Source organism: Nocardia sp. NPDC059240, assembly GCF_042753865.1.
Classification (GTDB): Bacteria; Actinomycetota; Actinomycetes; order Mycobacteriales; family Mycobacteriaceae; genus Nocardia.
The window spans coordinates 157,223-169,929 of record NZ_JBHZAC010000006.1 but is presented as its reverse complement, the minus strand read 5'-3'; the positions used below and the strand labels follow the sequence as shown (position 1 = coordinate 169,929).

General features: G+C 67.5%; 18 protein-coding genes. 8 read left to right on the top strand and 10 right to left on the bottom strand.

Annotated features, from left to right (window positions below; translation table 11 throughout):
- Positions 1–107: 107 nt before the first annotated feature.
- From ACFXHA_RS23070 to purH, 3 genes are read left to right on the top strand one after another with little or no spacing between them, the layout of a single operon-like run.
- Positions 108–1,628: a DUF6350 family protein gene (locus tag ACFXHA_RS23070; protein ID WP_379359960.1), complete on the top strand. Its 1,521-nt coding sequence runs from the start codon at positions 108–110 to the stop codon at positions 1,626–1,628.
- 26 nt (positions 1,629–1,654) lie between these two features.
- Positions 1,655–2,308, top strand: a complete 654-nt coding sequence (gene purN, locus ACFXHA_RS23065) for a phosphoribosylglycinamide formyltransferase (RefSeq protein ID WP_379359958.1) — start codon at positions 1,655–1,657, stop codon at positions 2,306–2,308.
- Positions 2,305–3,879: a bifunctional phosphoribosylaminoimidazolecarboxamide formyltransferase/IMP cyclohydrolase gene (gene purH, locus ACFXHA_RS23060; RefSeq protein ID WP_379359956.1), complete on the top strand. Its 1,575-nt coding sequence runs from the start codon at positions 2,305–2,307 to the stop codon at positions 3,877–3,879. The genes purN and purH overlap by 4 nt, the downstream gene beginning before the upstream one ends.
- Positions 3,880–3,961: 82 nt before the next feature.
- Here the strand turns inward: purH and ACFXHA_RS23055 are convergent, their stop codons facing one another.
- A complete protein-coding gene (locus ACFXHA_RS23055; RefSeq protein ID WP_379359954.1) occupies positions 3,962–4,426 on the bottom strand; it encodes a hypothetical protein in 465 nt (154 codons plus the stop codon).
- Positions 4,427–4,643: 217 nt separating this feature from the next.
- On the opposite strand from ACFXHA_RS23055, the gene ACFXHA_RS23050 reads away from it, so the two are divergent.
- Positions 4,644–5,204 carry a LysM peptidoglycan-binding domain-containing protein gene (locus ACFXHA_RS23050; RefSeq protein ID WP_379359952.1) on the top strand — a complete coding sequence of 187 codons (561 nt, stop codon included), beginning with the start codon at positions 4,644–4,646 and terminating at the stop codon, positions 5,202–5,204.
- Between the two features lie 87 nt (positions 5,205–5,291).
- On the opposite strand, the gene rpsR is transcribed toward ACFXHA_RS23050, so the two are convergent.
- The 4 genes from rpsR to rpmB are packed head-to-tail and all read right to left on the bottom strand — an operon-like array spanning position 5,292 to position 6,326.
- Complete coding sequence (gene rpsR, locus ACFXHA_RS23045; protein ID WP_067816435.1) at positions 5,292–5,546, bottom strand: 30S ribosomal protein S18; 255 nt, start codon at positions 5,544–5,546, stop codon at positions 5,292–5,294.
- A gap of 33 nt (positions 5,547–5,579) precedes the next feature.
- Entirely contained in the window at positions 5,580–5,885 is a 306-nt protein-coding gene (gene rpsN / locus ACFXHA_RS23040) for a 30S ribosomal protein S14 (RefSeq protein WP_379359950.1), read from the bottom strand.
- A gap of 23 nt (positions 5,886–5,908) precedes the next feature.
- Complete coding sequence (gene rpmG / locus ACFXHA_RS23035) at positions 5,909–6,079, bottom strand: 50S ribosomal protein L33 (protein WP_379359948.1); 171 nt, start codon at positions 6,077–6,079, stop codon at positions 5,909–5,911.
- Between the two features lie 10 nt (positions 6,080–6,089).
- On the bottom strand, positions 6,090–6,326 hold the full coding sequence (rpmB, locus tag ACFXHA_RS23030; RefSeq protein WP_379359946.1) for a 50S ribosomal protein L28: 237 nt from the start codon (positions 6,324–6,326) through the stop codon (positions 6,090–6,092).
- A 111-nt stretch (positions 6,327–6,437) separates the two neighbouring features.
- Here rpmB and mrf point away from each other — a divergent pair, with 111 nt between their 5' ends.
- From mrf to rpmF, 3 genes are read left to right on the top strand one after another with little or no spacing between them, the layout of a single operon-like run.
- Positions 6,438–7,769, top strand: a complete 1,332-nt coding sequence (mrf, locus tag ACFXHA_RS23025; protein WP_379359944.1) for a ribosome hibernation factor-recruiting GTPase MRF — start codon at positions 6,438–6,440, stop codon at positions 7,767–7,769.
- Positions 7,770–7,773: 4 nt separating this feature from the next.
- Positions 7,774–8,058: a type B 50S ribosomal protein L31 gene (locus ACFXHA_RS23020; RefSeq protein ID WP_379359942.1), complete on the top strand. Its 285-nt coding sequence runs from the start codon at positions 7,774–7,776 to the stop codon at positions 8,056–8,058.
- Positions 8,059–8,060: 2 nt separating this feature from the next.
- Positions 8,061–8,234 (top strand): 50S ribosomal protein L32, encoded by a 174-nt coding sequence (gene rpmF / locus ACFXHA_RS23015; protein ID WP_379359940.1) that lies wholly within the window; start codon positions 8,061–8,063, stop codon positions 8,232–8,234.
- Here rpmF and ACFXHA_RS23010 read toward each other — a convergent pair.
- Both ACFXHA_RS23010 and ACFXHA_RS23005 read right to left on the bottom strand, forming a co-directional pair.
- Positions 8,231–8,455 (bottom strand): hypothetical protein, encoded by a 225-nt coding sequence (locus ACFXHA_RS23010; protein ID WP_379359938.1) that lies wholly within the window; start codon positions 8,453–8,455, stop codon positions 8,231–8,233. The genes rpmF and ACFXHA_RS23010 overlap by 4 nt on opposite strands.
- A 325-nt stretch (positions 8,456–8,780) precedes the next feature.
- Positions 8,781–9,809, bottom strand: a complete 1,029-nt coding sequence (locus ACFXHA_RS23005; protein ID WP_379359936.1) for a DUF1906 domain-containing protein — start codon at positions 9,807–9,809, stop codon at positions 8,781–8,783.
- 154 nt (positions 9,810–9,963) lie between these two features.
- Between ACFXHA_RS23005 and ACFXHA_RS23000 the strand changes: the two genes are divergently transcribed.
- Positions 9,964–10,752: a VOC family protein gene (locus tag ACFXHA_RS23000; RefSeq protein WP_379359934.1), complete on the top strand. Its 789-nt coding sequence runs from the start codon at positions 9,964–9,966 to the stop codon at positions 10,750–10,752.
- A gap of 3 nt (positions 10,753–10,755) precedes the next feature.
- Here ACFXHA_RS23000 and ACFXHA_RS22995 read toward each other — a convergent pair whose 3' ends face one another.
- The 3 genes from ACFXHA_RS22995 to ACFXHA_RS22985 form a co-directional block, all read right to left on the bottom strand.
- Complete coding sequence (locus tag ACFXHA_RS22995; protein ID WP_379359932.1) at positions 10,756–11,580, bottom strand: hypothetical protein; 825 nt, start codon at positions 11,578–11,580, stop codon at positions 10,756–10,758.
- Between the two features lie 13 nt (positions 11,581–11,593).
- Positions 11,594–12,148 carry an ATP/GTP-binding protein gene (locus ACFXHA_RS22990; RefSeq protein WP_379360681.1) on the bottom strand — a complete coding sequence of 185 codons (555 nt, stop codon included), beginning with the start codon at positions 12,146–12,148 and terminating at the stop codon, positions 11,594–11,596.
- A 178-nt stretch (positions 12,149–12,326) separates the two neighbouring features.
- Positions 12,327–12,704, bottom strand: a complete 378-nt coding sequence (locus ACFXHA_RS22985; RefSeq protein ID WP_369633742.1) for a DUF742 domain-containing protein — start codon at positions 12,702–12,704, stop codon at positions 12,327–12,329.
- Between the last annotated feature and the right edge of the window lie 3 nt (positions 12,705–12,707).

Genomic DNA, 12,707 nt, shown 5'->3' with positions numbered 1-12,707 from the left:
AGCGCGGCCTCCGGTGTCCAACCGGGGGCCGTTCTCTTTGCCTGTGCGCCGGTGTATCCGGCGCGCCTGACCCCCCGGTTTCCGAGATGCTGCCACGCTGGTTGTCCATGAGTGCCCCGAGAACTGCCCTGGCTCGCCTGAGCGACCCCGATCTACGGGAGTCGCCGGCGCCGCCGGTACCGCGGCGGGGCGGCGGCTTCGGGTCGCTGACCCCCGAACGCGCGCGGGTCTTGATGCTGGTGGCCGCCCGGCCGTCGGCGATCACCATGCTGGTGATCTTCATCCTGGTGTACGCCACCCTGTTCGCCGCGGGCAGCGGCATGAGTGGTTCGTCGGGTGCGATTGCCGCGAGTTGGCTTGCGGTGCACCAGGTTCCGCTGGTCATCGGCAAGACGAGTATCGGTTTGTGGCCGCTGCTGCCCACACTGGGCATGCTGTGGCTGGTGGCGCGGGAGAGCGCCGAGGCCGCCGCGGACTGCGAAACCACCGAACTGGGCTGGGTGGTGGCCGCGGCCGTCGGTGGTCCGCTGCTGATCACCGCGGTGTGCCTGGCCGTCGCCGGTGATGCCGCGGCCGTGGTGGCGCTGCAACCGCCGGACACGCTGGCGGCCTTCGGCTGGGTGCTGGGCCTGAGCCTGCTGGCTGCGGCCGCCGGTATCGGGGTCCGGCGCTGGCGCGATCTGGCCGACCTGCTGCCGATCGCGGTGCCGGACTGGGTGATCGCGGGCTTCCGGGTCGGTGTCACGGCGGTGGCCCGGCTGCTGGCGGTGGCGGTGGTGCTGACCGTGGTGTCGGTGCTGGTGCACTGGTCGCGCATCGGCGACACCTACCGGGCGGCCGACGGGAGTGTCTCCGGCGCACTGGGTTTGACGCTGATGTCGCTGGCCTATCTGCCGAATGTGGCGGTGGACGCGGTGAGCGTGCTGGCCGGCGGGCAGGTGCACATCGGTGCCGGTCTGCTGAGCCTGTTCCGGATCGATGGCGCGGCGGTGCCCGCGGTGCCGGTGACGGCGGCGGTGCCCTCGGGTCCGGTGGCGCTGTGGTGGCTGGGGTTGCTGGTGGTGCCCGCGGCGGTGGGCGTGCTGTCGGGGCTGGAATGCGGTCGGACATCACGGGATCGGGCGAGCGCGCCCTGGGCGACGCTGACGGCCGCGGCGGTGGCGGCCGTGCTGACGGCGCTGCTCGGCGTGGCGGCCGGGGGTGAGCTGGGTACCTTCGGGCGGATCGCACCGGCGGCGTCGACGGCGGTGCTGGTCTTCGGCTGGCTGGCGCTGCCCGGATATGTCGGCATGCTCGGTGCGCGCTGGTTCGGCCCGGCCCCGGCGCTCGCCGGCGACGAGTATTACGACGACGAGGACGAGTACTACTACGCCGACGACGAATACGACGACGAGTACGAGTACGACGACGACAACGAGTACGACGACTACGACGAGGAATTCGACGAGGCCGAGACCGAGGCGGAGCCCGCCGAAACCGGTGGCTGGTACGACGAATCCGATCACGACGATGCGCTCGACGCCGAACTGGTCGACGATCAGGACGACCCCGCACCCCCTGTGAAATCGGCCGAGAACCCCGACATCGTGGACGCGGAAGTGGTAGAGGGAGACCTGCCGGACAAGTAGCAATCGGGCGATAGTTACTCTTAGGCGTGTCCACGCCCGTCCGTCAGCTGCCGCCGACCGCGCCCGCGACCATTGTCGTGCTGGCCTCCGGCACCGGATCTCTCCTACGTTCGCTGCTGGAAGCGACTCGGCAGCCGGGGTATCCGGCCGAGGTGATCGCGGTCGGGGTGGATCGTGATTGCGCGGCCACCGCGCACGCCGAGGACTTCGAGGTCTCCTCCTTCAAGGTGGCATTGAGCGATTTCGCGAACCGCACCGAATGGGATGCCGCGCTGACCGAGATCGTCGATGCCTTCCAGCCGGATCTGGTGGTGTCGGCGGGCTTCATGAAGATCCTCGGCCCCGAGTTCATGGACCGGTTCGCCGGTCGCATCATCAATACCCATCCCGCGCTGCTGCCCGCGTTCCCGGGCGCGCACGGGGTGCGGGACGCGCTCGCCTACGGGGTGAAGGTCACAGGTTCGACCGTGCACCTGGTCGATTCGGGTGTCGACACCGGGCCGATCCTCGCGCAGGAGGCGGTCGAGGTGTTGCCCGACGACGACGAGGCTTCGCTGCACGAGCGCATCAAGGTTGTGGAACGGCGGTTGCTGGCGGAGGTCGTCGCAGCCGTCGCTACCCGAGGCATTGTCTCCGATGGACGAAAGGCAGTTATTCCAGATGAGCGAGTTCTCCGGTGAGTGAACGTAAGCCGATCAAGCGGGCCCTGGTCAGCGTCTACGACAAGAGCGGTCTGATCGAACTGGCCACGGGCCTGCATCAGGCGGGCGTGGAGCTGGTGTCGACCGGTTCGACCGCCAACAAGATCGCCGACGCCGGTATCCCGGTCACCAAGGTCGAAGACCTGACCGGTTTTCCGGAGACCCTGGACGGTCGCGTCAAGACGCTGCATCCGCGCGTGCACGCCGGCATCCTGGCCGACACCCGCAAGGAAGAGCACGTCGACCAGCTCGTCGAGCTCGGTGTCGAGGCGTTCCAACTGGTGGTGGTGAACCTCTACCCGTTCACCCAGACCGTGGCCTCGGGCGCGAGCATCGACGAATGCGTCGAGCAGATCGATATCGGCGGCCCGTCCATGGTGCGCGCCGCCGCCAAGAACCACCCGTCGGTCGCCGTCGTGGTGAACACCGGTGACTACGCCGAGGTGATCGCCGCCGTGCAGCAGGGCGGTTTCACCCTGCCGCAGCGGACCGCCTTGGCCGCCAAGGCTTTCCAGCACACCGCCACCTACGATGTGGCCGTCGCCAGCTGGATGACCAATGTGGCCGTTCCGGCCGCCGCGCCGGAATCCGATGCGGCCCAGCAGTTCCCGGCCTGGATCGGCGCGACCTGGAACCGTGAGAACGTGCTGCGCTACGGCGAGAACCCGCATCAGGGCGCGGCGCTCTACGTCAACGAGGCCGGTCCGGCCGGGCTGGCGCAGGCGCGGCAGTTGCACGGCAAGGAGATGTCGTACAACAACTACACCGATGCCGATGCCGCCTGGCGTGCCGCCTACGACTTCGACGCGCCCGCCGTCGCCGTCATCAAGCATGCGAATCCGTGTGGCATCGCGGTCGGCGCGGACATCGCGCAGGCGCACCGCAAGGCGCACGCCACCGATCCGGTCTCCGCGTACGGCGGCGTGATCGCGGCCAACCGTGAGGTCTCCGTCGAGATGGCCGAGCAGGTCGCCGACATCTTCACCGAGGTCATCGTGGCCCCCTCCTACGCCGATGGCGCGGTGGAGGTGTTGCAGCGCAAGAAGAACGTGCGCGTGCTCGTGGCCGAGCCCGCCCAGCGCAAGGGTGCGGAGTTGCGTCCGGTCAGTGGCGGCGCGCTGCTGCAGGAGCGCGACATCCTCGATGCCGACGGTGACAGCGCCGCCAACTGGACCCTCGCGGCCGGTGAGGCCGCCGACGAGGCGACCCTGCGCGACCTCGAATTCGCTTGGCGCGCTTGCCGGGCCGTGAAGTCCAACGCCATCCTGCTGGCGGACGAGGGCGCGGCCGTCGGTGTCGGCATGGGCCAGGTCAACCGGGTGGATTCCTGCAAGCTGGCCGTGGAGCGGGCCGGTGACCGGGCCAAGGGCGCGGTGGCGGCGTCGGACGCGTTCTTCCCGTTCTCGGACGGTCCGCAGATCCTGGTGGCCGCGGGCGTGCGCGCGATCGTGCACCCGGGCGGGTCGATTCGTGACAAGGACACCATCGAGCTGTGCCGTGAGGCCGGGGTGACCCTGTACCTGACGGGGTCGCGTCACTTCGCTCACTGAGGTGAGACCCCCTCGGGGGCAATAGATTTCGGGGCCGGTGCGCTGATGTGCACCGGCCCCGAACTGTGTGCCGGCTCGGGATCTACCCGGCGCTCAATACTTTTCGATCACCCAGCGGTGCCTTCAGCGGGAGTTCCAGCGTGCCGAAGACGGCGATCATGGTGCACATTTTGCCGACCGCGCTGGGCAGGGTGCCGGATTTCAAGTCGACGGTGACGGTCGAGGAGGTCTCGGTGACGGCGGCGTCGACGCCGTAGCATTCCGGCGAGCCGGTCTGGAAGTTCACCGCGATCTTGTCGGGGGCGACGCGGGTCCAGCTGTCGAATGGAATGGTGTGCGGGCTGACGATGGTGGGATCGGCCGTGAAGGCTCGCCCGATTTGCCCGTTAGGTGCCTCGGTGGGCGTATTCGTGGTCGTCGTGGCAGCGCTGCTGCTGGATTTCGATTGGTCGCCACTGTTTTCCGTGCTCCCGCATGCGGTGATGGTGAGCCCGATGAGGGCGGCCGCGGTGGCAGCGAACAGGCGGCGTCCCCGGGTCCGGTACATGGCTGACACCCTAGTGTCCCGCGACCGTACGGCCGGTTCCGAGCGCGCGTTTCGACCCGCTGGCGAATTTCCGGCGAAGACACGCCGAAATCTTCGCAGAACCGGCGCGTAACAGTGCGGTGACCGGCGAACCATCGCTAACCTAGTCCCAGATGTGCGAATGCAGTTCCGCGCCATCGACTTATCTCATGATCTCCCCCTCCCGAAAGGACACCCCGTGGGCGACTCGTTGAAGGTCGGCGAAGAACTCGGTCGTGGAGAGTCGCTGCAAGGCGGCGCCTACACTCTGACTCTGCAAGATGATGGCAACCTGGTGCTGACCGACCCGACCGGCAAGGTCGAGTGGGCTTCCGCCACCAATGGCCAGGGCGTTGTCCGGGCCACCCTGCAGGACGACGGCAACTTCGTCCTCTACAAGGAGGATGGCGCCGCCTGGTCCACCGAGACCAACGGCAAGAGCGCGGACCGCCTGGTGGTTCAGGCCGACCGCAATGTCGTGCTCTACGGCTCCGACGGCAGCGCGCTGTGGAGCTCCGAAACTCAGACCGACAACCCGCTGGCGGCACCGGAGCCGGTCCAGACCCAGGCCGCCGCGGTCGAAGAGGTTCCCCCGCCGCCGCCGGCCGCTCAGACCTACACGGTCGAGCCGGGTGACACCCTGTGGGCAATCGCCGAGCGTTTCTACGGCGACGGCAACCGCTACCAGGAGATCGCCAACGCCTCGGGTATCAGCAACCCGGACGCCATCGACGTGGGCCAGGTCCTGACCATCCCGTAATCGGCGCTACGCCAAGTACTTTGGGATGAAACTATGAGGCTCCGATGCGAAAGCATCGGAGCCTCATAGTTTTTCGTTGTTACGTACTTACCGGCTCGTGAACGGCAGCAAAGCCATCTCTCGGGCATTTTTCACCGCCACAGCGACCTGGCGCTGTTGTTGCGGGGTCAGCCCGGTGACGCGCCGGCTCCGGATCTTGCCGCGGTCGGAGATGAACGTGCGCAGCAGGTTCACGTCCTTGTAGTCGACCGTCTCGACGCCGGCGGAGATCAGGGGGTTCTTCTTCGGGCGGCGGGCCTGCTCGGCGCGGACCTTCTTCGACGGTGCTCGCTTCACTGCCATGTCAGCGGTTCCTCACTCACGAATGTGGATGCTTTACCAACTCGATTTGTGCACACCGGGCAGCTCTCCCCGATGGGCCATCGCGCGTACCCGCACACGCGAGAGGCCGAACTTCCGGAGATGACCACGCGGGCGTCCGTCCGCGGCGTCCCGATTGCGCAATCGTACCGGACTGGCGTCGCGCGGCATTTTCGCGAGGGCGGCCTGTGCGGCGATGCGGTCGGCATCGTCGCTGGTCGGCTTGCGAATGATCTCCTTCAGCTCCGCCCGGCGTTCGGCGTAGCGGGCCACGATCTGTTTGCGCTCTTCGTTTTTGACGATCTTCGATTTCTTCGCCATGCCTGATAGGTCCTCTCGGAAGGTCAGCGGTCCTCGCGGAAATCGACGTGCCGCCGTGCGACAGGGTCGTACTTCTTGAGCACCATCCGGTCGGGATCATTGCGCCGGTTCTTGCGGGTGACATAGGTGTAACCCGTTCCGGCGGTGGACTTCAGCTTGATGACGGGCCGGATATCGGTCGACTTCGATGCCATTGCTTCCCTTTCAGATCTTCTCGCCGCGTGCCCGCAGGCGCGCCACGACCGCTTCGATCCCATCGCGATCGATGGTCTTGATGCCCTTGGCGGAGACGTTGAGTGTGATGCGCCGCCCCTCGCCGGGCAGGTAGTAGGTCTTGCGCTGGATGTTGGGGTCCCAGCGCCGGTTGGTCCGCCTGTGCGAGTGCGATACGGACTTGCCGAAGCCCGGCTTGCGGCCGGTGACCTGGCAGATGGCCGACATGGGCACTCCCTTCCCGGGTTAGACGTTCATGACAATCGTTTTCGACAACGAACTTATTCCAAGGTACATTGACTCCCCGGTAATTGAAAATCATTGTCGAAAGGGGGAGCGGTGACGTTCCACAGCAATCCGGTGTCGTCCCCACGCAAGCCTGTGCTCGTCCTCGCGGGACTCCCCGGGCGTGCCGCCGACGGGGTGGACCGGGCGGCTCGTCTGCTCGGGACCGAGCCCGGCACCGTCGTGGTCCGCCACGATCTGACCGAACTGCGCGAGGGAGTGGTGCGCCGCAGCGTCCGGATCGGCGGTCGCGAGAGCATCACCGTGCTCGAGCTCGCGCACGGCTGTGTGTCGTGCACGCTGCGCGCCGACCTGCTGCCTTACCTGTGCCTGCTCGCCGAGCGGGATTCGGTGCGCCGCATGGTGCTCGCGCTCGACCCGGCCTTCGAAGCGGAAGCGGTGTGTCAGGCCATCGCCGACGTGGTGGTCACCGGCGTCGTCGGCCGGGTGGACGGCCCGGCCGGGCGCAGTGTGCGCATCGATACCGTGCTCACCTGTGTCGACGCCCGCGACTGGCTGGCCGACGCCACCGGCGACGAGACCCTCGCCGAGCGCGGCCACGCCACCGCCGAGGACGAGCGCACCATCGCGCAGCTCGCCGTCGGCCAGGCCGAATTCGCCGACGCCCTGGTGGTTTTCGACGGCGGCGCCGACCTGTTCGACCGGGAGCGGACGGGTGCCGTGTTGGCCCGGCTCACCCCGCAGGCCCCGGTCGCCTGGGTCCACGGTCCCGATGCCCTGGACACGGATGATCTGACCTGGCTGTTGCGCCGGGTGCCCGACGACGCCCGTCGCGGCGCGCCCTTCGATCCGCACTCGCCGCTGCTGGCCGGTCAGCCGCCGCTGACCCCGGATTGCGGTGTGGCACTGCTGGAATTCGCCACCGATCGCCCCTTCCATCCCGACCGCCTGCACTCGGCCATCGACGTGCTGCTGGACGGCGTGGTGAGCGCCCGCGGCCGGGTGTGGCTGGCGACCCAGCCGGACGAGGTGGTGTGGCTGGAGTCCGCCGGTGGCGGCATGCGGGTCGGCGGCGCGGGAAAGTGGCTGGCCGCCATGACGTCCCGGGAACTCGACGAGGCCGATGCCGAGGGCGATCGGCGTTGGCGGGAACGTCGCGCCATGGCCTGGCTGCGCTGGCACGAGGAATTCGGTGACCGGCACACCTCGCTGGTGATCCTGGTCGCCGACGCCGATGCCGAGGAGATCCGCCACGCCCTGCACTGGGCGCTGGTGGACGAGGACGAACTGCGGCAGGTGCGATTCGCGCCGGAGCGGGTCGCGCTGTGGACGGATCCGTTCGGCGATCAGCACGAAGAGCCGTGCGACACCACCCGATCCGCGCCCGTCGCCGGGGACGGCATTACTCGCAACAACGAAAGGTGAAGTGATGAAACAGGGAATCCATCCCGCCTACCATCCGGTGGTCTTCCAGGACGTGAGCACCGGCAAGTGCTTCCTGACCCGTTCCACCGCGGTCTCCACCCGCACCATCGAATGGGCGGACGGCAATACCTATCCGCTGCTGGTGGTTGATGTGACCTCGGATTCGCATCCGTTCTGGACCGGCAATCAGCGCGTGCTCGATACCGCGGGCCGGGTGGAGAAATTCGAGCGCCGCTACGGCAAACGCGTTCGCGGCGGCGGAAATTCGACCCCGGACAAGGAGAACTGATCATGGCTGTTCCGAAGCGGAGAATGTCACGCGCCAATACGCACAGCCGGCGCTCGCAGTGGAAAGCGACCGTGCCGGAGCTGATTCCGGTCAAGGTCGGGGGAGTGGAGTATCAGGTGCCGCGCCGCCTCGCCCGGGCGGTGCAGCGCGGCCTGATCGATCCGTCGAAGCTCTAGCCTTCCTTGGCCGCCAGGTCCACGAGGGTGGCGGCGAGGCGGAAGTACTTGTTCTTGCCGAGGTCGGCGATGGTCTTCACGCCGAGCGCCTCGAGCAGCTGGGCGTCGTGCTTCTCGGTGAGTCCGGCGAGCGCCGAGGGCGGCGCGGCCAGGAGTTCATCGACGGTCTTGGTCTCATAGGCCTTGTCGAGAGCTTTGTCGAGTACCACGCTGACGGCCACGAGAGCCTCCTTCATCTGGAACTGAGCAAGAGATCGGACGACGCCGACAATAACCCCGAAGTTGCTGTCCCACCAGAGATCTGCCCGAGTGTTGCGGATTGGTGAACCGGACGTCCAATTGTTTCGAGAGTGCGAAAAAGTCTTCCCAAAGTTGTGAACTCGTGGCCTGGCGGCGGTATCCTCGTGCCTTGAGGGCGGGTTCTTCTGATTACAGAAGAACCCGCTCATCGCCACTTCAGGGCCAGTTCAGCAAGGGTTTCGGCGCCGTTCGCCGGCCGTGTGGCCGCTTTTCGCATTCCGGAGAAAATCCGACATTTCACCCAGTTCAGTTGCCGGATGGGGCATTCGACGGAGCAGCTACCGGAGCTTGTCCGCTTTGGGCGGGCTTGCCCGAATCGCCATTGGGTCCGGTGCCCCAGCCCGGCAACGGCACGCCGGGCAGCAACTGCTCGAGCTTTGCCAACTGGTCGGCGACGGCGGTGGCCGGGCCCTCCACCAAGGAGAAGGGGAACGGCCAGCGATGCTGCCCGGACACCCGGGCCAGCTCACTGCGGAGTTCGGCGGTCGTGGCTTCCAGATCGCTGATCTCGGTGCGCAATTCGTCGATCTGGGTGAGCGCCGCCGCCAGCCCGTCCACGACCGTCCGGTGGTGTCCCTGCGCGTCGGTGCCCAATTGCGGCCAGCCGCTGAGCCCGGGCCCGCGTAACTGGGTCTGGATATCGCGCAGTACTTCGTCCTGTTCGGGTGTCAAGTCGGGTTCCTCCGTGTTCACATCCCATTGACCGAAATCTGCCCGGTCGGTTTGATTCACATCGCATGGCACACCGTCGACCGTCACCTGCTCGCCGGTCTGGAACAGCGCGAGCCGCGGATCCACATTGCCGCCCGACCAGGCCACCGTCTGCCAGGCCCAGGTGGCGGTCCCGGCGTCCAGGGCCCGGCTCACCGGCCAATAGCCGCCGTAGATGCCGACATTCGCGCGGCCCAGCACATCGGCCGCACCGTTGAGGTAGTCGTTGATCGGCACCTGCTGCTGCGGGGTGGCGTCGAAGTCGGCGGAGAAATAGATCGGCCGATCCGCCCGCCCGCCGCAACGCAGCACCTGCGCCAGCGCCGAATGCGCGTCCGTCACGCCCGCGCCGTAGCCGTCGAGCATCCGCGCGGCCGTGGTCTCCCAGTTGGAAACGATCGAAATGCCGTGTGCGCGCAGATTGTCCGCTTCGGCGGGAGTGAGAAGTTTGCCCGGAAGGGTGGGCCCGCCGTCGGACAGATACCGGACGACGAAGTCGTACCCGGCCGCGCGAATGGCACTGGGAGCGGGCCGACCTGCGGCGTAGTCCAGCCCGAATCGCATGCTACCCACTGTAATTCGCCCGACACGCCCGGTGTGAGCCATTTCGAAAGTCCGAACGGGGACACCGCCGAACTCCCGCGACCGCCTGGGCGGAGTGGTTGACTGGGGCTACTTGTGAGCTGCGTCACGAATAGTTCAGAAACGGAGAAGTGGGATGCCTGTACGCAATGAGGCTTGGCCGCCCGGAACACCGTGTTGGGTCGACTGCCAGGTCGACGATCCGGTCAAGGCAGGCGAGTTCTACGGAGCGTTGTTCGGCTGGGATCTGCAAGGGGGCGGCGAGGATTCCGGCGGCTACCTCATGGCGCTACACGCCGGGCAGGCGGTGGCCGGGATCGGACCCAAGCCGGAGGTGGGGGTGCCGTCGGTGTGGACCACGTATTTCGCGGTGGCCGATGCCGACAAGAGCGCCGAACAGGTCACGGCGGCCGGTGGCACGCTACTGGTTCCGGCGTTCGACGTGATGGAGTTCGGCCGCATGTTCGTGGCCGCCGACGCCTCGGGCGCGCCCTTCGCGGTGTGGGAGGCGCGCGCGCACGACGGCGCGGCGGTGTACAACGAGCACGGCTCCTATGTCTGGAACGATCTGCACACCGGCGATCTCGACGCCGCGAAGCGTTTCTACGGCGAGGTCTTCGGGTTCACCTTCACCGAATTCGATGACGAGAACATGCGATACGCGACCTTCACCCCGCCGGGCGGCAGTGAGGCGGTGGGCGGCATCAACGATGACAGTGTGAACGGCGTCGCCGCGGCCCAGCCGTACTGGCTGAGCTGGTTCCAGTTCCAGGACATCGACTCCGGGTTGACCCGGGCCGTGGAGCTGGGCGCGACCGTGCTGATGTCCGCCACCGACGGCCCGTTCGGGCGGATGGCCATCATGGCCGCGCCGCAGGGCGAGCTGTTCGGACTGCTCGACCCCACGACGTCTGTCGCCGACTGAGATTCAGCGCCGTCCGCTGTGCGCCGAGGCCTGCTGCGAGGCCGCCTGCAGCGAGGTGCTGTGCAGTGCGGGGGCGGCCGGTGGCTCGGGGGGCGCGCTCGGCGTCCGCGCCTCCCGGCGGTCCGGTGCGACCAGGATGGCCGTGATCGGAATCGCCAGCGAGAGCGTGCCGACGATGAAGAACGGCACGAAGAAGTTGAACAGCACATTGCCCTGCGGCTGCGGCTGGGCCGGGTCCAGATGCACCTGCAGCCCGGTCAGCCCGGCGTAGTGCATGCCGGTCACCAGGACCGCGTAGACGAGCGCACCGAGCAGCACCAGCGGCACCGACGACACCCACAGGCTGAACCACAGGGTCAGCGCCGAGAGCACGAACGCGATCACGTACACCGCGACCGTGGACACCAGTGATTGGTCCACGCTGCCCTGGATGCGAATCGCGCTGAGCAGCAACTGGTGGATGCCGCCGAAGCCGAGGGCCATCAGCGCGGCGCCGAGCAGCAGCCGCCACCACACCAGTCGCTTGCCGTTGAGGAGCATCGCGATCAGCACGGTGACCGCCGCGACCACCGAGAACAACGTGATCGACAGATTGTCGTAGCGCAGCTGGCTGCCCTTGATGTCGAAGCCCAGCATCGACACGAAGATCGGCATGGCCACGCCGACACCACCGATGGAGATGGACGCCACGAACAGCCAGACCAGCCGGAACTTCTGGGTCACCGACTTGGTCGACTGCCGAATGCAGGCCAGCCCGCAGGCCGCGCCCGCGAAGGACACGATCAGCGCCAGCGCGACGACCCAGTAGCCCATCGAGAAATAGATCATCCGGTTGTCCCCCTTAACCGCGAGCGGCGTTTTCGCGCTGCGCCGCCATCAGCCTTTCGATCGCGTATTCGGTGACGGCGGCCAGTGAGCGGCGGACCTCGACCGGATCGCGCGCGTCGATATCCACGATCGGCACGCCGTCACGCACGCTCAGCGCCTCACGCAGTTCGGCGACCGGGAAGCGTGGGGCATCCGGGAATCGGTTGACCGCGATCAGGAACGGCAGCGACTTGGCCTCGAAGAAGTCCACCGCGGCGAAGCTGTCCTCGATGCGGCGGGTGTCGACCAGCACCACCGCGCCGATGGCGCCCTTGATCAGGTCGTCCCACATGAACCAGAACCGCCGCTGCCCGGGCGTGCCGAACAGGTACAGCACCAGGTTGCCGGGCAGGATGATGCGCCCGAAATCCATGGCCACCGTGGTGGTTTCCTTGCCCGGCGTGGCGGCGAGGTCGTCGACCCCGTCCGAGTAGCCGGTCACCATGGCCTCGGTGCGCAGCGGCACGATCTCCGAGACCGCGCCCACGAAAGTGGTCTTGCCCGCGCCGAATCCGCCCGCTACGACGATCTTGGTCGAGGCGGTGCGGGCCTCCTCGCCGGGGCGCGGCGGGAAGGGGAACTGTCCGGTGGTGTACGCCGGGACCTGCCCGGTCGAGTACGCGGGAAGCTGTCCCGTCGAGTACGCGGGAGCCTGCCCGGTCGGGTACGCGGGGCCCCCGTGCGGGCCGCCCGGGTACCCCCCGCCGTCAAAGGGCGCGGAGCCCATGCAGGGTCCTCTCCATCAGGGATCGCCGCTCGTCGAAGGTCGCCTGATCGCTCAAGGTGGAATGCACGCGCAGGGTTCCGGCGACGACGAGATCACCGATCACGACCCGGACCATGCCCAGTGGCCGTCCCAGGTGTGCGGCGATCTCCGCGACCGAGAGCCGCGCGGTGCCCAACCGCAGGATCTCGGTGCGCACGTCACCGGCGGGCCAATCGAAATGTGCGGTATACGACAGCGTTTCGACGACCGCCTCGAGCGGCAGATCCACCGCCGGCTCGGTGCGACCGCTGGTCAGAGCGTAGGGACGAACACGTGTGGTCGGAGGCCGGTTACCGCCACCGCCAAGGGGATTGGTCATGCG